Below are 23,103 nucleotides of genomic sequence, written 5' to 3'. Positions count from 1 at the left end.
TATTTTCTGTTTAATACAAAAACTGGCCCGCTATGGCCAGTTTTTTACACCGTATCATGGCATTTATTGATAAATTACCATGATAAATGGATGGACAATTAACTCGCTAAAGCATAGCACTATAGTCAAGGAGTTTTAGAATCGCTACAAGGCGACCGACCGCAGATAGTACACTGAGTACATCTAGGGCGGGTAACACCGTAGCGGTTTAAAAATGCTCTGACTATATCGTCAGTATTGCTGGTTAAGTTATACTGTTCAGACGTATTGAATAATCCGCCAAGCGGCTTTTATCATTCATAGCGCTTACTCATATTCAAAGGAGCACTGCCATGTTTGCTGTTATCATTATCATCATCGTTATTTGGATAGTAATGTGGGGGTTTTATAAATTTATGTACCCGCGTGCGCCCAAAAGCATGATGCCAAAAAAAGGGGATGTGATTACACCGCGTCAGTGCAATTTTTGTGGCAACAGCTTGGCTGAATACCGAGGCGTCCTTGAAACCAAGCCCAACTTGGCTGCAAATAGTGAGAGTGCTATTGGCGAAAACCAAGCATTGTTTTTTTGCAATTATGAGCATCAAGCAGATTTTCATGCAGGTAAGGTTTATAACCCTGACGTATAAATAATTAGATTATGGCTTGGGCATAAAAAAGCGCTTGGCTCATCAGAGCGAAGCGCTTATTGTTTCGTCGCGTAATATGCGCTTATAAAACAGACTGTGCGTCTTTCATAATTTTATTTAATAGCGCTTCAGATTGTTTGTCTTGCTGTAGTCGATCTTCATCGCTTCTTTGATTGGTGTGTATTTTTTCATACAAATTCAAGCAGCACAGTACCAAGATACTTTCTTGACTGAGGCTTGGCGCATCTCGTTTGAGATCTAGTGCATGGTTATTGATATACGAGACAGCTGAGAGCAGCTCTTCTTGTTCGTGTACTGGGCAATAAATAGGATAGGTGACACCCGCAATTGCAATATCAACCTTTTTGATTTGTGGTTCAGGGATAGTGGTTTTCACAGTAGCACTCGACGTATTTGAACCAGTTGCAGCGACTGGTTGTGGTTTAGAAGAAATATTCTGCTGTTGGCCATTTTGTGGCTTTTCTTCTATAGAGTTTTTATGGTCATCGGTCATGATAAATCCTACAATGTCTGGTCAGTAAAATGAGTAATATAAAATATTACCGTTTTGATTTTGTCGGTTTCATTAGCAAGTAGTGATGATCGGTCATCGTTTATTACCATCACTGATCAGCCTTCTACTTGATCGATGTGGGTTAAGCGTTTTAATACAACTTGTGTACGCTCTGCTGCCAATTGATTCTTTTTCTGCAGCTCACTGTTTTGCTGTTTAATATCGCTATATTGCTGCTTTAATTCATTATTTTGTTGCTGTAACTGGCTGTTTTGTTGTTGCAATTGGCTGACCTGTTTTTGCAATTTATCTTGCTCTTCGCCTATCATATGATGCGCTTCAGCCAAGCTTTGGTAGCGCTTGTCGAGATCGTTCAATTGTTTTTTGGCACCGTCGCGTTCGCTATGACTAGTGTTGAGCTTGGTCGTTAATGTTGCAAGCTCTTGAGGGTCGCTAACAGGATGCTGTTTGAGGCTGCTAAGTTCAGCACTGACAAGCTGATACTGTTTTTTTATGTCGAGTATCATTTTTTCTAATATTCTAAGTTGATCATACATAGTCAGTTTTTATCCTTAACAAGTAAGCGTGAATGAATTTTGTTCTCTGCGTTTAATAATGCCATAGGTGACCGCATAATATCTATATCAACAAAGTAATTACCTATATTAGGCGTTGTTTGTTTATTTTTATTAGCCATGGTTTGATTGATAATATCAAGCGATGTCTCAAACCTATTTTATCCGTCTGTTTTTATTTTTTAAGCAATAATCAATCACTAGGACCTCTATTATGAATGACAATATATCTGGCTGGAATACATGGCTGACTGCTTTTGATGACTGGACTGACGTATCTATCAGCGAGGTGCACGGCTTGATGACAGGGCTTATGACTGCTTGTAATGCGCCTGATGAGCAAGTATGGGCTAAGGTATTTGAGGAGCTCAGTTTTGCGCCTTTACCTGATGAGGCATTGACACTGTTAACAGAAGAAGCGGAAGACACGGTTTTTCAGCTTAAAGACAAAGACGATGCTTATTCTTACACGCCATTAGTACCAGATGATGAACATGATTTGTACGAGCGCGTGATGGCATTGAAACAGTGGGCAAATGGTTTTATGACGGGTTTTGGGATTACCGACTGTGGTCTAAGTGGTGACGAAAATGAGATGTTGTCTGATTTGGCTAAAATCGGTGGTATTCGCTTAGAAGATGACGAAAACTTTGAAGGTGGCGAAGAGTCTTATCTGCATATTTATGAGTTTGCGCGCATGGTGCCAGTGAGCTTTGCCACCCGCACGCGTAAACCTGTCAAAGATATTGCCCTGATTGCTGGACTGGCTATCGATGCAAAAACCACCAAAGAGCTGCAGGCAGAAGGCAAGTTACCAAAGCCAATGCCACCAGTCGTTGATGCGATGAATCAAAACCGTCCTTCATAATAAAGACGCTATCGTAAGAAGCAATCTGTCGTAAAAGCCAACTTAGCATCCATGCTAGGGCGTATCCTTAATCTAAGAGAAAGCGACTAAATGGGATAAAAATAGTTAAATCTTGCAAAACTACGTCAAATAGCTGGTTAATGTCCCGATATTATCTGCGCTATTTTTCTGATTTGGCTGCCATTTATCTCATTTTTATCACCATTTTCAAAATGAGAACACACCCGAGTATTTTCTAAAAAGATATGAGAGATTTTAAGAGTCATTAATGGCGCTTAGGTAATAGAAGGGAGATTATGATGATCACCGACAATGATATGATGTATTTGCGCCGCTGCGTAGAGCTTGCTACTGAAGCTTTAGAGGCGGGCGATGAGCCATTTGGTAGCGTATTGGTCGACGGCGACGGTCATGTGCTGCATGAAGATCGTAACCGAGCCAATTCTGTCGATGCTACTTATCATCCTGAGATTGCCGTTGCTAAATGGGCAGCAGCAAATATGACAGCGGAGGCGCGCGCTAACGCTGTGGTTTATACCTCAGGCGAGCATTGTGCCATGTGTTCGGCCGCGCATGCGTGGGCAGGGCTTGGTCGTATCGTTTATGTGAGCTCATCAAAACAGTTGGATGAATGGATGGAGGAGATGGGCGTAAAATCCTCATCACCAATCAATTCATTAAGTATTCAAGAAGTGGCTCCGAACATACCAGTACAAGGTCCGATTGCTGGATTAGATGCAGAAGTAAAGGCGCTGCAACATCGCGCATTTCAAAGGCGCTAACGCTTTCTATTTTTACCATTCCAGAAATTACAGTAGCGAAAAATGAGTGCGAGTACTACATCTAGTAGGCTTGGAAAATTTAACATCGCTAACCGTCTTTCTAAAATCGGTATTATATCGTGATAAGGATATTTCATGATTTCGAACAATAATAATCAGCTCAAAAATACGTCTTACCCTGCGCATAGTATCAATTGGCTGACGCGTCTTATCGCCTTTGATACGGTCAGTCGGCATTCTAATCTGGCTTTGATTGAAGATATAGAATCCTACTGTGAGCAGTTAGGCTTAATGGTAGATTTGACCTTTAACGATGCCAAAACCAAGGCAAATTTATTTTTGACAGTACCTGCTGGCAAAAACTCTGATGAAGTCAATCACGGTCTGGTGCTGTCTGGTCATACTGACGTAGTACCAGTTGATGGTCAAGATTGGACGTCAGATCCATTCACTGCGACGATACGTGGCGATAAGCTATATGGACGCGGTGCGTGTGATATGAAAGGCTTTATCGCTTGTGCATTGACATTATTACCACGCGCTGTGCAGTTATCAAATAGCGGCCAGTTACGTCGTCCACTGCATTTAGCATTGTCATTCGATGAAGAAGTGGGCTGTTTGGGTGCGCCATTGATACTGGCAGATTTGAAAGCGCGTGGTATCACACCTGATTATTGTATCGTCGGTGAGCCAACCAATATGACGATGGTTGTGGCACATAAAGGCATTGCCGTTTATCGTTGCCGCGTCCATGGTAAGTCTGCGCATTCGTCATTGACCGCCCAAGGTGTCAATGCTATCAGCTATGCCAGTCGTTTGATTGGTTATGTTGATGAGTTGGCAGAAGAGATTAGTCATCGCAGTGATAATGATGCGCTGTTCGATGTGCCTTATTCGACATTGTCTGTAGGCACGATAAAAGGTGGCACGGCGACCAATATTGTCCCCAATCTATGTGAGTTTACCTTTGACTATCGTAACCTGCCGCATATGACACAAGAGGATATTCTTGCACCGATTCAAGCGAAAGTGACAGAATTAAATGCCCAGATGCAAGCACGTGCTGCCGATACCGGTATTGAGCTGATGCAGGAAGAAAGCGTACCGGCAATGACTGATAATGACAGTGCTGAATTGCAATCGTTAATAGCCGCACTGACTGGAGATAACGAGCGTCATAAAGTGGCTTATGCGACTGAGGGTGGTCAGTTTACCAATGCAGGCATCCCAACGATCATCTGCGGTCCCGGTAGTATTGAGCAGGCGCATAAAGCTGATGAATACGTTAAGCTGAGTGAAATTGAGCGCTGTGATGGTTTTTTACAGAAGTTATTAGACAGCTGTACGATCAATTGATGGATTAAATCAGCAAGTGACGAGTTAGCAGAAGAGACACCGTCGTTATGGCGGTGTTTATTTTTTAGCAGTTTGGCATTATTACGATAAATTTTTATAAATAACAAAGTAGGGGTTGGTCGATGTCTTGGCATCTGTTTGCAGTATTCTTTGCAAGTACGTTTTTTATTTCAGCGACCCCAGGTCCCAATATGCTACTGGCATTTCAGTATGGCATGAACTATGGCGTAAAGCGCACATTGTGGACGCTGGCAGGACTGAGCCTTGGGTTGTTTATTTTGCTGCTATCGACACTACTTGGACTCGATGTGATCAGTCGCCAGTCGCCTTGGTTGTTGACAGTCATTAAAGCAGTGGGTGCGGCTTATTTAATCTATCTGGGTATTAGCTCTTGGCGCGATGCAGGCGATGGCAGCTTGATGAGTGATGCTCGTGAAATGAGCGAAGAAGTCGCGGCTGAATATTCTATTTCTGGCAGTAAAGATACAGCTGGTACACCGCAGCCGCGTTCGCTCTCAAGCGCAGCGGTGAGAATCTCGCCAAGCAATGTGACCTTGTTCCGTACAGGTGTTTGGGTATCGCTATCTAACCCCAAAGCCATCTTATTTTTTGCAGCTTTTTTCCCCAAATTTATCAATTTTAGTGCGCCGTTATGGCCGCAATATTTTTTATTAACGATAGGGTTATTCTTAAGTGAAACAATTTGGCAAATCGTTTATACCTTGGGTGGTACAAAACTGGCAAGTTGGCTCGATGTTGGCAATCGTTTAGCGTGGCTCAATCGTGGTTGCGGCGTCATATTTATCATTATTGCAGCCGCTTTATTGGTTGAAGTCATAAATAGCTTTATGGTTTAAAAAACGAATCTAGTGGGTTACGTTTTATCGGCGCTTTCTACGTGAGTTTGACAAAAGTAATTCACCCTGCACACTGAGACAGGTAGCTTAGTTTGATCTATTAGGTATTTTATGATTGGGCAGATGATCGTATGTTAAATATTGAGATAAAAATTTTAAGTGTTAATGAGCTTAACGATTTCAGAACTATCAGACTTTCAGCTCTAGAAAAATCTCCAAGAATTTTTGGATCCACATATGTAGCAGAAGTAGCAAAACCTCCAATTTTTTTTGAAAATTGCTTATCAAGTTCAACTGTATTTGGCGCCTATCATAAAAATAAAATCATAGGTTTAGCCACCTTCACACAAGAGACTGGAATAAAGTTTTCTCATAAAGCGTATCTATCCAGTGTATTCATTGAACCTGAATTCCGAGAAAAAGGCATAGCAAGTCAATTGCTTAGGGAAGTTATGGAGTATAGTAAAAAATATGTGGAACAAATTTTACTTACTGTAGCTGATAATAATAAGCCTGCTATTAATTTCTATAAAAATTTTGGTTTTCAAGCTTATGGGTTAGAACCAATGGCATTGAAAGATAATGAGGAATATATTAACGAGATCTTAATGAAGTGTTTTGTGTTATAGCACTTTTACTGTGTTCAAAAGTCAATATCTCAATATGTCTTTACAGCAATCATTTAGAAAGTTAAGTATCGTTTGCACTCTCTTTGAGAGCTTGATAAAACTAATCCACTTTATCAATAAAAAAGCCGCTCACTATTGATAGTGAACGGCTATTTTTATTTTTGCTCAAACTTATAATTTAACAGTTACGCCAATACTTCGATTAGCTCACCTTTTACCATGTGTGGACTGACGAAATCAGTAATACGTACGCTCACGAGTTTACCCAACATCTCATCCATTTTGTCTTCGTCATAAGGGAACATGACCGTACGGGTATTATCTGCCGTACCGATTAAGCAATCAGGATGACGGTTGGCAACTTGTTCCACCAAGACACGTGTCGTGGTGCCGACCATCTCATGCGTTTTCGCTAGCGTTGAATCAATGATGACTTTTTGGAATTCTGCTAAGCGCTCTTTTTTAGTTTTGAAACTCACATCATCTGGCAACTCAGCGGCTGGCGTGCCCGGACGCTTAGAGTAGATAAAGCTGTAAGAATGATCGAAATTCAATTCTTTTGCCAAGTTCAACGTATCTTGGAAGTCTTGATCGGTCTCACCAGGGAAACCAATAATAAAGTCGCTCGATAAGTGAATATCAGGACGAATGGCTTTGAGCTTATTAATCTGATTGATATAGACATCAATCGTGTGATTGCGTTTCATCGCCGCCAATATCGCGTTTGAGCCACTCTGTACAGGTAGATGCAAGTGTGATACTAACTCTGGCAATTGTGCATAAGCATCAATGATGTCATCGGTGAACTCTAGTGGATGGCTGGTCGTATAGCGAATACGTTCAACGCCATCGACATGCGAGACATAATGTAATAGCTCAGCGAAACGGCAAATGCTGCCGTCGTCTTTTTCACCGCGATAGCCGTTGACGTTTTGACCCAATAGATTGATTTCACGCACGCCTTGCGCCGCCAAGCTATCAATTTCAGCCAATACGTCGTCGAGTGGGCGCGACAATTCTTCACCGCGGGTATAAGGCACCACGCAAAATGAGCAATATTTTGAGCAGCCTTCCATAATAGAGACAAAGGCTTTAAAGCCTTCTACTCTTGGCTCAGGTAAAAAGTCGAATTTTTCAATACTTGGGAAGGATACGTCAACTGTGCCGATGCGATTTTTTGGTGCGATTTCACGCTGCTCATGTGATTGATCATACAGCTCTGGCAAACGGTGTAATGTCTGCGGGCCAAATACCATATCGACATAAGGCGCGCGTTTTTGAATGTTATCGCCTTCTTGAGAGGCTACGCAACCACCGACACCAATGACGAGATCAGGGCGCTTTTCTTTTAGCTTGCGCCAGCGACCCAATTCTGAAAACACCTTTTCTTGCGCTTTTTCGCGGATAGAGCAAGTATTCATCAGCAATACATCGGCTTCATCGATATCGTGTGTGACTTCCATACCGTGGGAATCACCGAGCACGTCCAGCATTTTGCCGGAATCATAGACGTTCATCTGACAGCCCTGTGTGGTGACAAAGACTTTCTTAGTCGCTGTTTTGACAGGTGCTTGGGCTGAACTTGATTCTTTGAGTGCAGTGACAGCAGGCGCAGTAGCGGTTGTTTCAGCGCCAGCAGTGTCATCGATGCGGGGATTAAATACAGTAACACTCATAAGGATAAGTCCATGATTGACTAAAAATATAGCGTGATAGGTGATTAACAGGTGGCGTATTTTATCACAACCCTATGACAATGTGAAAAATTAGCAGGGTCAATTGTTGGTCGTCATGATAAATTATTTATAACAGTATCAATTGTTTACTGCTACTAGTAACGCGTTTGGCAAAAATTATGGCTTGCTATCACTTCTATGTTACACCGTGCTATCGTATTTATTAACAAAAGGTAAAGGTGATGGTTGAAAGTGCAACGAGTATAGTATGATGAATGCGACCATACTAGCGCGATTGATTAAATCGCGATTTACGCCGTTTTGGCATTGTTATTCTAAACATATTATTTAGCCAAATCATTTGGACACATTACAAAGAGAGTCAGTATGACAAAGCCGCAGGTTGCTCATAGCATCAAGGATAGAGAATCTATTAAGCAAAATGAAGATGCAAAACGAATGAAAGCAAGGACGCTACGAGTCAGTGCGTTAAGTTTGGCGACAGCAATGAGTGCGCTAGGATTGTCACAGGTGGCTTGTGCTGAGCTGACGTGGGGTGAAGAGGACAGTTATCAGCAAGAAGGCAGCTATCAACAAAACAGTGGCTATCAGTCAGACAATGGTGTGAGCTCATTTACAGCAGCGGCAATTGCGGCAGAACGCGGTGATGTCAGTGCTTTATACAATTATGAGCAAGCGATGAGTGGGGGTTTGTTTGCCATGTATCCCACTTATTGGCGGATGAATTTGGATCTTAATTCGCAAAGTTCGGCGGCAGTGTCACAGTTTGTGCGTCAATATCCAAATACGGTGATGGCAGAAAAGCTGGTGGCGGATTTTGCTGAGACTAAAGCAGGCTCCAATGATTACGCCTCAGTACGCCAAGTTGCGAATTTGATTACCAATGCGGATGCCAGTGAGCGCTGTGCGGTGGCGCTTGGGTTCAATAATGGCGGCGATACTATGCGGGCTATGGCAGCCAAGTCTGAAGTTTGGTTGACGACCAAAAAGCAGCCAGCCTTGTGTGACCAGCTCGCGATGGAGATGAATAATAACGCGCTGATTAGCAATCAGGATCGCGCGGCGCGGCTCAAGCGTATGCTACGCAAAGGCAAAACGGGTGACATTATGGCATTGTCATCACGTTTAGGAACGCCTATTGCTTATTCAGCATTGAGTGAGATTCAACTGAATCCGTCTGCTTTTTTTAGCCGTTTTAGTCGAGAGCCTGCCAGTCAAAACAATCAATACTTATATCTATATGCCATGGGACGTGTTGCTGACAAGTCTTACCGTGAAGCTGCATTACAGTTGGATTTTGATGTTAAACAAGACAATCAGCGTTCAGTTAAATTGTTGAATGCGGCGACTCGTCGCTATGCGTATCGTATCCTTGGGGTGCAACGTATGAATCATAATACGGATGATGGTTTTAATGCTGAGGCGGTTGACTGGTTCCGCAATAGCCTAGACGAAGATTTTAATTTTGAAGAAGCTGAAGATTATGCCATGGCAGCGATTCGCTTTAGCCGCTGGGATGATGTGGTCGAGGCCATCTCAAAAATGGAGGCTGAAACCCAAAAAAGTGACCAGTGGCAATATTGGCTGGCTCGCGCTTATGAGCAATCAAGCGATGCTAACAAGCGTAATACTGCTAAAAAAATGTATCAAAACTTGGCAAAAAATAATGACTATTATGGCTTAATGGCAAAGGATAAAGTGGGTCAGCGTTTTGATGCCAGTCGTTTAGGTGGTAATAACTTACCAAATGTCAGTACCGCTGATCGCGCACGGGTTATGCAAGATGCCAACTTTGCGCGTGCTTTTGCTCTATATAATGCTGACGCCAGCCGTGCCTATGCCAATCGTGAATGGAACTGGGCGGTAAAGCAGGCGCGCGACAAGCGTGATGATAACTTGATTATTGCCGCTGCTCGTCAAGCCTATGATATGGGCTGGCTCGACCGAGCAATTTATGCCGTTGATAATACTGATAGAGTAGACAGCTTAGCGTTATCACATCCGATGCCGCATCAAGATGCAGTCGTACGTTATAGTCAGTCTGCTGGTATCGATCCTGCTTGGGCTTATGGCATTATGCGTCAAGAAAGTCGCTTTGTTGCATCAGCACGCTCAAATGTTGGTGCCAGTGGTTTGATGCAGGTGATGCCTGACACGGCAAAATACATTGCTCGTAACTTAGGTGAGACCTATAGCGCCAGCCGTGCCAATAGTGGCGATACCAATATTCGTTACGGCACATGGTATATGGGTGATATTTTCGGTAAGCTAAACCGTCAACCTGTGTTGGCAACGGCTGGCTATAATGCGGGTCCGAACAATGCCAAGCGTTGGCAACCAGTATATGGTTCGCTCGCAGCCGACCAGTACGTCGAGTCGATTGCCTTTCCTGAAACCCGTAATTACGTTAAACACGTGATGGAAAATGCCACCATTTATAGCAGTCTATTAGGTCGTAGTCAGCCTATTAGCCAGCGCATGGGCACGATACCTGCCGCGCTCTAAAATGCTAGGGCGTGTCTTCAATTCACTCGATAGTCCTCTAAATGGGCTAAAAATGGCTAAATCTTGCCAAACATCGTCAAATAGCTGGTTAATATCCCGATATTATCTGCACTATTTTCCTTGTTTGACGGCAATTTATCTCATTTTTATCACCATTTTTGAAATGAAGACACGCCCTAATGTATAAACCAAAAAAACCATTCGTGAGCAATCATTAATGGTTTTTTTATGTCACTTTTGATCGTGCAATCAAAGCTAGTTTTGTCTTGACGATATGCCTAATTCGACGCCCAACCTCGCTGATGATGACATGCTAACGTTGCAATATTTTTGTACTATTGATGCTATCATTAGCTTATGTTTACGTTTCTGCTATAGATTAAAAAAAATGTTTTGCTACCATTGCATCAATTAGTGTCTTTTATACGTGCTTATCAATCAACGCACACATTTTTGTTAGCTCTATTCTTAGTTTTATCAGTGTTCATACGTCGAACACTATGAGCTAAACGATAGCCCATGTTTTTATCATTGCTAGATGCCTTCAGCCCCTATGATCAAAAAATATTTCAATCTGTCCCTGTTATCCAAAGTTCGGCATCAGTCATCTATTCAGCAGATGCAGGTACGCTCGCTATCTACTCTGACGCCAGATTTAAACCAATCAAGCTCGATAACTAATACATCTATGGATAAACTAAATACGACGCTAAGTATCGGTGCATTAGTGATGTTGCAAGGCATTATGATGATGCCGGTACATGCCGCGAGCGCTGTTAAGAGCGGACAGCGGGTGTTGATGATTGAGATGACGCCAGCATTGTGTAGCATACAGCCGACACGTGCCCGCATGCGTCAATGCTTGGAGGGTTATTCGTTGACAGTATCAGGTCTGGATATGGGATATGGTGAGCGCTGCGGACGTGGTAGTGAGCCACGTCTGACACCGTTACAGTTAAAAGTCGTCAACCGTATCATGCCTGATACGACAGTACGTAGCCAAGCTTGGCAGCGTTATGGGGCGTGTAGTCCACTCAGTGCCAGTAGTTATTTCCGCCAGATTACCAATTACGCTGGCGCATTAAAGCTGCCTAACGAGCTTAATACAGGTAATAGCTATACGGTTTCTAAATCTCGATTTATCAGTCAAATGACCCAGCTTAACAGTGGCATGTCCTCAAACAGTATTGACTTGATTTGCCAAGCGGGCAGTCGTCGTCAATCAACATTGACAGATATCCATATTTGTTATGAAGGGAGCGAATTTGGCACATGTCATAATGTTGTGAATAATTGTGGCAGTAAGTTCGTCATTTCGGGTGGAAAATAGTTTTTTTAGCCTATTTAAATGCTTATTGTTTGAATTGAGGACACGCCCTAATAATATTCGTTTATCTTAAGTGTTATATCACTATATATAACGCTTCTCAATGCTGTTATCAGCTGCCTTTTATTGCTTTATAGCACTGTATCCGTATAGGTTTACAGTAGGTATAAAAATCCTCCCGTATAAAATGTAACAATATAATCGGTGGTCGACGTCTTATTGTCTCTAGACGATTTGCTGAACGAAGTGCTACACTAGCTCTCGGTTTATGACTGCTATATTCAGTAGGCAAGTCGCTATTTACAACGATAGTCATCCATTAGAACCATCAATCAGAATCATGAATTATCTAATCTATAATTAGGGAGTATTCAATGTCAATGAAACAGCCTTTACGTGTTGCCGTCACTGGTGCCGCTGGTAATATCAGCTATGCTATGTTATTTCGTATTGCATCTGGCGAGATGCTAGGTAAAGATCAGCCAGTTATTTTGCAATTGCTTGAAATCGCTCCAGCACTTGACGCCCTAAAGGGTGTGGTCATGGAATTGGAAGATTGTGCATTCCCTTTATTAGCAGGTATTGTGCAGACTGATGATGCGACCGTTGCATTCAAAGATGTTGACTATGCTCTGCTTGTAGGTTCACGTCCGCGTGGTCCAGGTATGGAACGTAAAGATTTACTAGAAGCCAACGCTGCGATTTTCTCAGCACAAGGTAAAGCATTGAATGACGTTGCAAGCCGTGACGTAAAAGTATTGGTTGTCGGTAACCCTGCCAACACCAACGCCCTTATCGCTCAGCGTAATGCACCAGATCTTGATCCACGCAACTTTACTGCGATGACTCGTTTAGACCACAACCGTGCCATGGCGCAGTTGGCTGGCAAAACTGAAAGCACAGTAAATGACGTGAAAAAAATGATCATCTGGGGCAACCATTCATCAACGCAGTATCCTGATCTGACTGCTGCTACTGTCAACGGTAAGCCTGCATTAGATTTGGTTGATCGCGAATGGTACGAAGCGACTTATATCCCAGAAGTACAACAACGCGGTGCTGCAATCATTAAAGCACGCGGTGCATCATCTGCCGCTTCTGCTGCCAATGCTGCTATTGCACACGTACGTACATGGGCATTGGGTACTGATGAGAACGATTGGGTATCAATGGGCGTTTATTCAAACGGCGAATACGGTATCGCAAAAGGCTTAATCTACTCATTCCCATGCACATGTACTAACGGCGATTGGTCTATCGTAGATGGCGTTGATGTGTCATCAGATTTCTCTAAAGAGAAAATGGCAGCGACTGAGCAAGAGCTTAGCGAAGAACGTGATGCAGTAGCACACCTGCTTCCATAAGTCATCATGTCATAAAACTGTTATATAGAAATTGATCTAAAAAAGCCCTCTACATTAGAGGGCTTTTTTGTGTCTTGTCTGCCTATCAAAATACAATTGATAACGTTAGATACACGTTGATTAACAGCTATTAAAATAAAGCTTGCTACAATAAATGTGTCAATTTAGATAATAAACACAAAGACACTCGTACCATTTAAGGAGAAAACCATGTTGGGTGAACCAGAATACAATATGAATGAATTATTTGCACAGTTGGGACTTGATAGCTCAGATGCAGCGATTGATAGTTTTATTGAAAATAATCAGTTGGATAAAGAAGAGAAGTTGATAGAAGCGAGCATTTGGACAGACAATCAGCGTGCTTTTCTACAAGAAGAATGGGAAAAAGATGCGGAATGGGTAGAGGTCATCGATGACTTAAACGTACGTATGCATCCAGATGCTTAGAAAAAAGAACTATTAAAAAACGAATTATTAAATAAAAACCCACAAATGTTCTAAGCACTGTGGGTTTTTTATAAATTACAAATATCGACGCCCGCATTTAAGCCTACTAGTTATCTAACTGGGCTGCTGCTCTCGCCACTCAATTAATGCTTTCACATCATTATGGATGCCTGTTTTTAATGCTTCTAAGCCATCATAATGTCGTTCACCATGTAAATAATGCAAAAATCGAACCTGTAAAGTTAATCCATATAAATCGGCATTTAATTCTGGGAAATGCACTTCCAAACGCCAATCATGTTGTTTATCGACAGAGGGTCTGGTGCCGATATTGGCTGTCCCAAAGAGGCTGTTGGAACGTAATCCTGAGATACCTGATTTGCCATCTATAGCAAGTGCCGATAAGCCATCAGCAATCACTTGCCCATCCTCGTCGAGGCTGACGACATCAACAGCAAAGATACCATGCAGGGCAGGTTTTAAACGCTGTAGGTCAATATTCGCAGTAGGAAAGTCCATGGTGCGACCTATTTTATCACCACCAACGACCATTCCTGTAATCGCATAATCGCGACCAAGTAGCGCATTAGCAGCGTCAATATCACCAGCCAATAGTAAGTCCCGAACGCGAGTAGAGCTGATACGTGCCGCTTTACCACTATTATCGATGACGGTATGTAGATTGGTCACATCTAAGCCATAATTCCGCAAAAACTGACTGTCGCCAGTACGGTCATGACCAAATTTGAAGTCATCACCCAATACCAACGCTTTGACATTTAAGCGCAGGGCTAAAAGATCCGCAAATGCTTGGGCGGATAGAGAGCGAAACTCTGCATCAAATCCTGCCACAATCAAGGTCTCAACGCCATATTCTGCTAACAAAGCTTGTTTTTCAGCGAGATTGGTGAGGCGAGCAGGCGCGGTGGCTGGCGCAAAAAATTCACGAGGCTGTGGCTCAAATATCATGACAGCAGAACCAAGATTTTGTGCATGCGCAATATCACGGACTTGTTCAAGCATTGCTTGATGACCAAGATGGACACCATCGAAGTTACCGATAGTGAGCACACAGGGCGCTAAATCTACTGGACTAGTATTTGCAGTCAAATTACTTGGCGAGGCAATCAGTTGCTCAAGAAAATAGGTGTTCATAAATTTTCAGCTATGATAGATAAGACCGGATAAAAAAGAAAAAACACACCCGTACCAAAATCAATGTGTTTAAAATCAGCCATTATAAAGTAAAATGACCACACTAACATCCTATAGTCTACTGACAATAAAAGTATGGCGCTATCCGCTCTGTCATCTTAAAATACCGTGATGTTTGTCCACATGCTTTTGTAATGACCCTCTGTATAGATGGATCATCTTGCAACAATTATCACTCATAGACTATTAATTAATAATTACGGAGACCTTATGCCCGTTGCTGCCTTAAATGCTGTGCCAGCTGTTTTGTCAGAACACTATCTCACTGATGAGTTTGTCGTGCAGCGTGCAAGTAGAGACGACTTGTCAGAGATTTTGGAGATTTACAATCAGACTATTGCAGGTAAGCAAGCCACTGCTAATCTCACCCCAGTGACTTGTGAAGAGCGTGCAGATTGGTTTGATGAGCATATAAATAGTCCGACGCGTCCTATTTATGTGGTAAAAGCGATGCATAAGACCACGCAGAATGCAGCGAAAACAGAGACAGCAACAATCGTCGCTTGGGGTAGCTTTAGCGATTTATATGCACGACCGGCTTATCATATCAGCACTGAGATTAGTATCTACTTGCATCAGGATTATCACGGTCAAGGATTGGGCAGTTTATTGACATGCTGGATGTTGACACAAGCGCCAAACCTAGGTATTCATAATGTAATCGCGCTTATTTTTGCGCACAATCAGCCAAGCTTAGGATTGTTCCGTAAGCTTGGTTTTGAGCAATGGGGATATATGCCAAAAGTGTGTGATATGCAAGGCTTTATCGCTGATGTTGTGATGCTTGGCAAGGCAGTGTCGTCAGATTAATATCAAATTTTGATTGGTATCAAATAAAATTATTGAAGATAAGATAGCTCAAGTTCGAGTGACTTAAGCTAAAATAACTTAAGCTAAAGTGATTTTAAATGAGGACAGCAAGGCGTCTTATCCTAGGATTTTCCATTGACCTTCAATTTTTTGCAGCTCATATGTCAACGGTGCAGGCGCACTTTGTCCTTTTAGCATCAGCTCCCCAATGATGGTGGCACGGGTTTTATCATCACTGTATTGAGTATCGGTGATAGTGACGCCATCGACGGTTTGCTGAAAGGCATACTGGGTTTTAGCCAGCTCTTCTTCGAAGTTTGCCATATCTACTTTATAATATTTAACAGCTTCCTTTACCTCGCCATAATACAAGCTATCTAGTGCTTGCTTGACAGTATCTTCCGGCGTACCAGCTTGGGTGGGATTGGTTACGAGGCTTTTTTGCTTGGTCGCAGAAGTGACTGGGTTAATATTATCACTATCAATAGCCGTTTCATCTTTACTATTGTCAGTCATCTGCTTGCTGTCAACTGTGCTATTCGCATCCACTGCTGACGTTTGATTAGCAGCGCTATTTTCAGCATCAATGCTTTCATCAGCACTGCCTTCAGCGATGGCTGCCGTATCTTCGGCACTGTTAGCTGTCTTATCGTTATCGCTACAAGCACTTAAAAGCAGTCCAGTGCTAAGGACACCAGCAGTCAGGATAGTTGGTAAGCGTAGCAAGGTTACTCGTTTGGTTATCATTATTAGCCCTCAGATTTCATTTATTCGTTAATGGTTAATTATGGCAACTATCCGCGTCATTCACTATCCATTCTCTTACTAAGCTTGTTTTGGTTTCGTAAGTGAAGCTGCTTAACCATGCTTTAGCTGGCGTGGACGGAAACCAGTGGCTAGTAATACCACGCCATAAACCAGTGCTCCCACGGCACACATAATGAGCAAAGCGGCGATACGTCGCCACTGCGCATCATCGCTAGGGAAGTAAGGCAGCATGACATAAAGTACGCCAATCATAGCGCTGGTCGCAATCGCAAACTGGGTGAATAGTTTTCTCCAATGGCTGCCAAAGCGGAAAATATCACGTTTATGTAAGAAGTAATATAATAAGCCTGCGTTAACAAAGGCCGCGCCCGTGGTTGCTAAGGCCAAGCCGCCATGTAGCGGAATCTCTAAGAAATAAAATATACCGATGAAAATGACACTAAAAACCATGTTGGCAAAGACAGAAATGATACCGATTTTTACGGGTGTTCTGGTATCTTGACGAGCAAAAAAAGCAGGGGCAAAGATTTTAATAAGCATAAAGCCTAAAATACCACCAGCCATACTACGTAGTGCTAAAGAACTCATCTGAGCATCGCGTAAGGTAAACTCACCGCGCAAAAACAGTGCTTGCATCAGTACATCGGCAAGTATAAACAACGCTGCTGATGCAGGGACACCGACTAAAATGATTAAGCGTGCCGCCCAATCGATGGTCTTTTTAAAGCTAACATCATCTTTTTGGGCTTCGCTTTTCGATAAACTGGGCAAAATGACTGTACCGATTGCCACGCCAATCAAGCCTAATGGCAGCTCACTCATACGCTCTGCGGCATACAGCCAAGAAACCGAGCCGCCAATCATCAATGACGCAAAAATGGTATTGAGCAGCAGATTAATCTGAGTGACAGAGACCCCAAAGATGGCAGGCAGCATGAGTTTTAAAATACGGCGAACGCCTTCATGCTGAAAGTCAACCTTGGGTGCGACCAGCAGCTTTTGTTGCCATAGCTGCGGCAGCTGCAGTAAGAATTGCAACAATCCTGCGATAGCGACCGCGTAGCCTAGCGCCATGATAGGAACATCGAACATAGGGGCAAAAATTAGCGCGCCACCAATCATACATAGGTTCAATAACACGGGTGCAAAGGCAGGCGCAGCAAAGCGTCCGTAGCTTTGTAAAATGCCACTGGCAAAGGCGGTCATAGAAATAAATAGCAAATAAGGAAAGGTCAGACGCAGTAATTCAGCGGTAATAGCAAACTTACCTGGTTGATCCGCAAAACCAGGCGCGAATAAAGTCACGACCCACGGTGCCATTAAAATAACAACCACAGTAAGCATCGACAAAATTAACAACAGAGCGCCTGAAGTACGACTGACTAAGATTTGTACCTGCTGCAAACTATATTTTTCTTTGTATTCGGACAGTACAGGGACAAAGGCTTGACTAAAAGCGCCTTCTGCAAATAAACGCCGCAAAAAGTTTGGGATTTTGAAGGCGACTAAAAAGGCATCCATCAGACCACCAGCGCCAAAGACGCCTAACAATACGACATCGCGTACCAGACCTAAGATACGAGACAGCATGGTCATACTACTGACCACCATGGTTGAACGAAATAACCGACTTTTTGCCATGAGAACCTATTGTGCTAATTTGTTTAATGAAGGTTGTTTACTGATGGTTGTTTACTAAGTTGCTGCTATCAAAAAGCTGACGAATTATAGCATTTTCATAATCGAGATAAATGGATTGGATGTGGAATATGATGCGTACAGTTAATAGAGCTTCTAGCATGATTGACAAAATAATTATCCATACGACTTAACCCTTAAGAATGTTGGCGACCATCTCACGCAATCTTGCCCATTCAAAATAATCGCCGGGATCTGTTTTGCGCCCAGGGGCAATATCGCTATGACCTGTTAGATGACGACGAGTTTTGGAGTAGGCGGCATAAATGGCACAGACCACTTTTGCAAGTACCTCATATTGTGCGGCGGTGAAGGACACAAAATCAGACCCTTCAAGCTCAATACCGATGCTATAATCATTACATTCAGGGCGACCCAAGTAGCTAGAGCGTCCAGCATGCCACGCGCGCTCATTAAAATTAACAAACTGAGTTATCGCGCCATCACGCTCGATAAATAAGTGAGCCGAAACCTCCGCGCCTTTAATCGTTTGAAAATAGGGATGCGCCGCCCAGTCTAGCTGATTGGTAAATAATGCTTTAACGTAATGAATGCCGTCAGCATCAGACGCTCCGAACTCGTTCGGCGGTAGGCTGATATTATGAATAACAATAGTATCAATACTCATATCTGTTGGTCGCAGATTGCAGTTTGGTGATGCAAGGTATGTGGCGGCAGATAATCTGCCATCGTTAATCGTTATTGGTGTTATGGACATAATATTCTCTTTTATCATGATATTAATAAGTGGGTATTGACCGCTGGTTGCTAGCCATTTTTATCAATCAATAGCCATTCTGATAATAGCTACCTTGATAACAGCCACTTTGACTAAGATATTTCAATGATATGGCTTTTAAGGTTATTTTAGTGAACGATTCAATCAGCATTATCAACTAGCCATCAATCACGCTATCGGCGTATGAATAGTAACGTGCGAGGTTTACCCCATGTCTCTAAAGCCTAATTTTTTATCTGTAGATTGTACCCTAACTACTATGAGTCAACGAGCGCGTTTACCACTTGCTATTGCAGGATTGCTACTCTCTGCACAAACGCAAGCTTTTTTGCCAACCCCAGCATCATTAGTAACGACAGAGGCATTAGCGACTACGCCACAAGCTACTGCAATCGTTAGTAATACGCCAAATAATGATGCTCCAGAAGATACCCAAGGGCTAGAAAAAAGCAACGTTGAGCAATTATTAGCCAAGTGGCGTGAGCAAGTAGCAACACAAAACTTAGCCCAACATACGACATGGCGACGTTTATTATATTTCTTTGATGATCAAAAGAATTTGATTGGTAAGAAAAAAGACACCAGCATGGTTGATGAGGCTGACTTTTTTTTAAGTGAGCATGGTCGGCAAGATTCGAATGCCGAGCTTGATGCGTTACTCGTCGCCCTCGCTAATGAGATAGCGACAACGAATAACCGTACTGTCAAAAAAAATACTGCCAACAATTCGGTATTATGCCGTTTACCAGCCCGCGTACAATGGTTGACCGATACATTAAACATTGATAAAACGACGCTACAAGTTGACTGTCCCGAATTGAATGAATGGATGCAGAAGATTGCCCCTGAGCAGCTCTCTATCATGTTTGCCCAAGAGTATTTAGACAATCCTTTATCAGCCTTTGCTCATACCTTATTGCGTATCGACTCAAAAGCGAGCGTGGCTGATCCGAGCCAGATTCATCACGCGGTTGCGCTGAATTATACGGTTGGTGGTAATCCAAAAGACAATTTTGTGGTGTATGCCATCAAATCAATGACCGGCGGTTATGACAATCTCATTGAAATTGACCCTTATCCAGAGAAGCTGGCGAAATATCTGCAAGAAGACGAGCGTGATGCATGGACGTATCAATTGGATTTGACTCCAGCGGAAGTGCAACAGATTATGTTGCACGTTTGGGAAACCAAAGATTTAAAATTGCCGTATTACTTCACCACAGATAACTGTGCGTCTGAGATTTTACGCTTAATTGATGTGGTGCGTCCGCAGCAGCACTTATTGAGTCAGCTGCCTTATGCGGTTATTCCCTCAGATGTCGTGCAATTACTTGATGATGAGGGCTTACTTGCCAGCACCAACTATACCCCTGCTGATAGCACTTTACGCCAAGCGCAGTTGAATAAGGTCAAAGAGCAGCGCGAGCAATTCGGCTATCATAACAGCGCAAAACAGACGATCAATGAGATTAAATCTGCCCAACTCAATGCGGTTTCGAGCATGTCAGCCGATGGACAGACGTTATTGCAGCCTAATATAGCAGTATCAGATAACAATCCAATAGACAGACATCCGCTGCAACTGGCTCATATGGGACTAGGGCAGCGCGGTGATAATAACTATATCGATTTGGGCTTACGAGCGGGCTATCATGATATTCTCGATCGTCCCTCAGGATTCCCACAGTTTTTTGACTTAGAAGGTGCATCTGCGACTTTGCGCCTGTACGACACCGATAATGACAAAGCCAATCAGCCAAACAGTGTGGTTTTGCAAAATGTGACATTGATTCGTGGGCGGTCATTTAATCCGGTCAATTCTGCCAAAAAAGGCAAAACGTGGGGCGCTAGCATCGAGGCGATGCGTGTGAATGATGGCTCCCAGCAAGACGGTCGCGATCATTTAGTTGGGAGCTTGGGCTATGAATCGGGTTGGTCATGGGCATTTGGTACGCCTCGCACAGGTACAGGCGAGATGCCGCCGCAGCTATGCTATACCTTTTTGTCCGGCACAGCGCAGGCAGGGCGCGGTATCAATAAAGGCTTTCGCGTTGGTGCTGGCGTCAATGCAGGCTGTCGTTATCAGATTAACAATCAGTTACGCGCGCAGGCTGAATTGCAACTGCCATATTGGTATCATGGCAGCAGCGATGAGTCTAATGTCCGTGGTCATTATTGGCAGCCGATATCGACATTAGGGCTGCAGTACGATATCGATAAAAAACAAGCGTTACGCATTAATGCTAATTATGATTGGCAAGATCGTGTTGATGCTAATGAAGACGTACAGCTGTCGTACAGACGCTATTTTTAACACTTATTACTGAAAAGATGTATAGATTATTGAAAAGATGTATGGGCAGTCATTAGAAATGGCGTTCGAATAGAGGATAAATGATGAGTACGCAAAATTTATTGATTATTGGTCAAGGTGATATTGGTTTGCCAGTCAGCAACCAGCTGGCACAGGATGGCTTGAATGTCACAGGTTTGGCTCGTGGTGAGCGCCATCATTACTCTTTGGATGATCACGCTGAATTTATGCAAGCCGATGCATTGACTCTGACGGCTGAGCAGCTGCGAGATTTTACGGCGATAGCAATTATCGTTACCCCCGATGATTATTCGACCAGTGGCTATCATAATAGCTACTTAGCAATTAGCCAGCATTTGGCAACGCTTGCGGACAAACTCACCAACCTTTCACGCATTGTTTTTATTTCGTCAACGGGTGTTTATGGGCAAGATAATGGCGAATGGATTGATGACAATACTGCACCTGTGACGCCAGAGCGTGAAGCATCGCAGGTGATATTGCAAGCAGAACAAGTCCTGCAACAAGGTTTTGGGGATAAAGCCATTATCATTCGTCCAAGCGGTATTTATGGACGCGCGCGTCTCATGCGTTTGCGTAAAGCCCGCGAGCCACAAAAGGAAGCAGTGGCAGCCGCGCATTGGAGCAATCGGATTATGGATCGCGATTTGGTCGTTATCATCGCTAACGTACTGACTATCGATGCGCCCAAGCCCCTTTATATTGCTACTGATTATGCGCCAGTCACGACTTTTGAGTTGGGTATCTGGTTAAGTCAGCAGATAAATGAAACGCCTCCTGCTCTTGACGATAAAAAAGTAGCGGTTACGGGAAAACGCTTGCACAGTAATATTCCATTAGCTTGGTTGGCATATCCTGATTGGCAAGTTGGTTACCGTGATATTTTGCGCCATCAAGAACAACATCAAGAATAATATGCCAGTTTGATTTAATTAGAATTGTTTTTATATTTTATAGCTTATGGAGATTTCATGACCCAGCCTTCTACTTCTGACACTCATTTACCCAGTGCTGATCTTACAGCAGCAGGCGGTACAATTTCAGAAGGCAATGCTGAGCAGTCGTCTATTTTGCCAGATAGTACCCAACCTGCGATTGTACATCCTAATTTCGACCCGAGTCGCTTGGCACTTGATCCTGCCAGACCCTTGAGCGATATTCCAGAGCCTGCTAGGCGATTAAATGGTCAATTGCAACGACTTTATGGTCGCTCTGCGCGTTTTTATCAGCCTAAAGAACACAGCTTGTCAAAATGGGCGCTGATTGCTTCAGAAGTATTGGGCGAGCATCTGTCATTACTGAGGGCAGCAGAGCTTGTCGATTTTCCAGACAGCTTTTATCACAATCACAGCACGCAACCATTATTATCATCATTACATGGTATGACTTTGCTCGACATGGCTGATATTCAGCAGGCGCTTCGTGCTTATCCAAAACTGCATCGTTACGGTTTTGCACTGAATGGCTCTTCTGTAAGTACCGATACGAGCGTTAGTAGTAATGCTAAAAACAAACAGGCTTCTTTCCGTGCATTGACCAAACGTTATAACCCAGATGAGTTGCTCAATAGTGTTTATGCCGAAGATTGGCAGGTAGTGTTGCAGCCGCAGCAATTTGAGACAGGCGAGGGCAGTTTGGCTACTGACATTATGGCGTGTAGCGTCGCTGTCCATGCATTGAGGCAGTGCGAGACACGCAAAAGTATCAATCACCGCTACAGCGCCGCGCAAATCTGTCAGCACATTCGCAGTTATCTGCTGAGTCAAATCATTTGTGAGCCATCGCAGCGCCATGCCTACCGTCAAATACGCATTTTCACAGGACATGTTATTGTTGCCGCGTATCATTTAGGCTGGGACATTCAAGTACGTGCCGATGATCAGTGTTATTTTAATATATCGTCGCGTAGTGGCCTATTGACTCGTTATCCTAACATGCAGGATTACGACATCAATGGTTGGTCAAGTTGATCAATAATGCGTACA

The 23,103-nt window shown here is 43.2% G+C and carries 22 protein-coding genes; 15 read left to right on the top strand and 7 right to left on the bottom strand.

Features of this window, described 5'->3' with window-relative positions; all coding sequences use genetic code 11:
- Window positions 1–332 precede the first annotated feature (332 nt).
- On the top strand, window positions 333–629 hold the full coding sequence (locus tag ACP7AE_RS02400; protein ID WP_227676468.1) for a hypothetical protein: 297 nt from the start codon (window positions 333–335) through the stop codon (window positions 627–629).
- A gap of 82 nt (window positions 630–711) precedes the next feature.
- On the opposite strand, the gene ACP7AE_RS02395 is transcribed toward ACP7AE_RS02400, so the two are convergent.
- Both ACP7AE_RS02395 and ACP7AE_RS02390 read right to left on the bottom strand, forming a co-directional pair.
- Complete coding sequence (locus ACP7AE_RS02395; RefSeq protein WP_201540086.1) at window positions 712–1,143, bottom strand: cell division protein ZapA; 432 nt, start codon at window positions 1,141–1,143, stop codon at window positions 712–714.
- A 116-nt stretch (window positions 1,144–1,259) separates the two neighbouring features.
- Window positions 1,260–1,700: a hypothetical protein gene (locus ACP7AE_RS02390; protein WP_201540085.1), complete on the bottom strand. Its 441-nt coding sequence runs from the start codon at window positions 1,698–1,700 to the stop codon at window positions 1,260–1,262.
- Window positions 1,701–1,932: 232 nt separating this feature from the next.
- On the opposite strand from ACP7AE_RS02390, the gene ACP7AE_RS02385 reads away from it, so the two are divergent.
- The 5 genes from ACP7AE_RS02385 to ACP7AE_RS02365 all read left to right on the top strand — a co-directional run bounded on the left by ACP7AE_RS02385 (window position 1,933) and on the right by ACP7AE_RS02365 (window position 6,210).
- On the top strand, window positions 1,933–2,586 hold the full coding sequence (locus tag ACP7AE_RS02385) for a UPF0149 family protein (protein WP_055124733.1): 654 nt from the start codon (window positions 1,933–1,935) through the stop codon (window positions 2,584–2,586).
- Between the two features lie 296 nt (window positions 2,587–2,882).
- Complete coding sequence (locus tag ACP7AE_RS02380) at window positions 2,883–3,368, top strand: nucleoside deaminase (protein ID WP_426241223.1); 486 nt, start codon at window positions 2,883–2,885, stop codon at window positions 3,366–3,368.
- Between the two features lie 135 nt (window positions 3,369–3,503).
- The gene (gene argE / locus ACP7AE_RS02375; RefSeq protein WP_426241222.1) at window positions 3,504–4,724 is read left to right on the top strand and encodes an acetylornithine deacetylase; all 1,221 of its coding nucleotides are present in this window, start codon (window positions 3,504–3,506) and stop codon (window positions 4,722–4,724) included.
- Window positions 4,725–4,846: 122 nt separating this feature from the next.
- Window positions 4,847–5,581: a LysE family translocator gene (locus ACP7AE_RS02370; RefSeq protein ID WP_426241221.1), complete on the top strand. Its 735-nt coding sequence runs from the start codon at window positions 4,847–4,849 to the stop codon at window positions 5,579–5,581.
- 131 nt (window positions 5,582–5,712) lie between these two features.
- Window positions 5,713–6,210 (top strand): GNAT family N-acetyltransferase, encoded by a 498-nt coding sequence (locus ACP7AE_RS02365; protein ID WP_109591749.1) that lies wholly within the window; start codon window positions 5,713–5,715, stop codon window positions 6,208–6,210.
- 185 nt (window positions 6,211–6,395) lie between these two features.
- Here the strand turns inward: ACP7AE_RS02365 and miaB are convergent, their stop codons facing one another.
- Window positions 6,396–7,886 (bottom strand): tRNA (N6-isopentenyl adenosine(37)-C2)-methylthiotransferase MiaB, encoded by a 1,491-nt coding sequence (gene miaB, locus ACP7AE_RS02360; RefSeq protein ID WP_426241220.1) that lies wholly within the window; start codon window positions 7,884–7,886, stop codon window positions 6,396–6,398.
- A gap of 387 nt (window positions 7,887–8,273) precedes the next feature.
- On the opposite strand from miaB, the gene ACP7AE_RS02355 reads away from it, so the two are divergent.
- The 5 genes from ACP7AE_RS02355 to ACP7AE_RS02335 all read left to right on the top strand — a co-directional run bounded on the left by ACP7AE_RS02355 (window position 8,274) and on the right by ACP7AE_RS02335 (window position 13,553).
- Entirely contained in the window at window positions 8,274–10,412 is a 2,139-nt protein-coding gene (locus ACP7AE_RS02355) for a transglycosylase SLT domain-containing protein (protein WP_426241219.1), read from the top strand.
- Window positions 10,413–10,931: 519 nt separating this feature from the next.
- The gene (locus tag ACP7AE_RS02350; protein ID WP_426241218.1) at window positions 10,932–11,093 is read left to right on the top strand and encodes a hypothetical protein; all 162 of its coding nucleotides are present in this window, start codon (window positions 10,932–10,934) and stop codon (window positions 11,091–11,093) included.
- 7 nt (window positions 11,094–11,100) lie between these two features.
- On the top strand, window positions 11,101–11,742 hold the full coding sequence (locus tag ACP7AE_RS02345; protein WP_055124727.1) for a hypothetical protein: 642 nt from the start codon (window positions 11,101–11,103) through the stop codon (window positions 11,740–11,742).
- A gap of 371 nt (window positions 11,743–12,113) precedes the next feature.
- Complete coding sequence (locus ACP7AE_RS02340; RefSeq protein ID WP_426241217.1) at window positions 12,114–13,103, top strand: malate dehydrogenase; 990 nt, start codon at window positions 12,114–12,116, stop codon at window positions 13,101–13,103.
- Between the two features lie 210 nt (window positions 13,104–13,313).
- Window positions 13,314–13,553 (top strand): DUF2789 domain-containing protein, encoded by a 240-nt coding sequence (locus ACP7AE_RS02335; RefSeq protein WP_045444148.1) that lies wholly within the window; start codon window positions 13,314–13,316, stop codon window positions 13,551–13,553.
- A 114-nt stretch (window positions 13,554–13,667) separates the two neighbouring features.
- Here ACP7AE_RS02335 and ribF read toward each other — a convergent pair whose 3' ends face one another.
- On the bottom strand, window positions 13,668–14,708 hold the full coding sequence (gene ribF / locus ACP7AE_RS02330; protein WP_426241216.1) for a riboflavin biosynthesis protein RibF: 1,041 nt from the start codon (window positions 14,706–14,708) through the stop codon (window positions 13,668–13,670).
- A gap of 270 nt (window positions 14,709–14,978) precedes the next feature.
- Here ribF and ACP7AE_RS02325 point away from each other — a divergent pair, with 270 nt between their 5' ends.
- Window positions 14,979–15,578: a GNAT family N-acetyltransferase gene (locus ACP7AE_RS02325; protein ID WP_426241215.1), complete on the top strand. Its 600-nt coding sequence runs from the start codon at window positions 14,979–14,981 to the stop codon at window positions 15,576–15,578.
- Window positions 15,579–15,695: 117 nt separating this feature from the next.
- Here ACP7AE_RS02325 and ACP7AE_RS02320 read toward each other — a convergent pair whose 3' ends face one another.
- The 3 genes from ACP7AE_RS02320 to ampD all read right to left on the bottom strand — a co-directional run bounded on the left by ACP7AE_RS02320 (window position 15,696) and on the right by ampD (window position 18,762).
- Complete coding sequence (locus ACP7AE_RS02320; RefSeq protein ID WP_426241214.1) at window positions 15,696–16,325, bottom strand: hypothetical protein; 630 nt, start codon at window positions 16,323–16,325, stop codon at window positions 15,696–15,698.
- Between the two features lie 111 nt (window positions 16,326–16,436).
- On the bottom strand, window positions 16,437–17,987 hold the full coding sequence (murJ, locus tag ACP7AE_RS02315) for a murein biosynthesis integral membrane protein MurJ (RefSeq protein ID WP_426241213.1): 1,551 nt from the start codon (window positions 17,985–17,987) through the stop codon (window positions 16,437–16,439).
- A gap of 187 nt (window positions 17,988–18,174) precedes the next feature.
- A complete protein-coding gene (gene ampD, locus ACP7AE_RS02310; RefSeq protein ID WP_426241212.1) occupies window positions 18,175–18,762 on the bottom strand; it encodes a 1,6-anhydro-N-acetylmuramyl-L-alanine amidase AmpD in 588 nt (195 codons plus the stop codon).
- Window positions 18,763–18,994: 232 nt separating this feature from the next.
- On the opposite strand from ampD, the gene ACP7AE_RS02305 reads away from it, so the two are divergent.
- The 3 genes from ACP7AE_RS02305 to ACP7AE_RS02295 all read left to right on the top strand — a co-directional run bounded on the left by ACP7AE_RS02305 (window position 18,995) and on the right by ACP7AE_RS02295 (window position 23,088).
- Window positions 18,995–21,097, top strand: a complete 2,103-nt coding sequence (locus ACP7AE_RS02305; protein WP_426241211.1) for a DUF4105 domain-containing protein — start codon at window positions 18,995–18,997, stop codon at window positions 21,095–21,097.
- An 83-nt stretch (window positions 21,098–21,180) separates the two neighbouring features.
- Window positions 21,181–22,032: an SDR family oxidoreductase gene (locus tag ACP7AE_RS02300; RefSeq protein ID WP_426241210.1), complete on the top strand. Its 852-nt coding sequence runs from the start codon at window positions 21,181–21,183 to the stop codon at window positions 22,030–22,032.
- Window positions 22,033–22,089: 57 nt separating this feature from the next.
- Window positions 22,090–23,088 carry a hypothetical protein gene (locus ACP7AE_RS02295; RefSeq protein ID WP_426241209.1) on the top strand — a complete coding sequence of 333 codons (999 nt, stop codon included), beginning with the start codon at window positions 22,090–22,092 and terminating at the stop codon, window positions 23,086–23,088.
- Window positions 23,089–23,103: the final 15 nt, after the last annotated feature.

Source organism: Psychrobacter sp. TWP2-1-2 (assembly GCF_049896785.1).
Lineage (GTDB): Bacteria > Pseudomonadota > Gammaproteobacteria > Pseudomonadales > Moraxellaceae > Psychrobacter.
The sequence above is the reverse complement of the archived record's forward strand: the minus strand, read 5'-3'. Positions and strand labels throughout refer to the sequence as shown.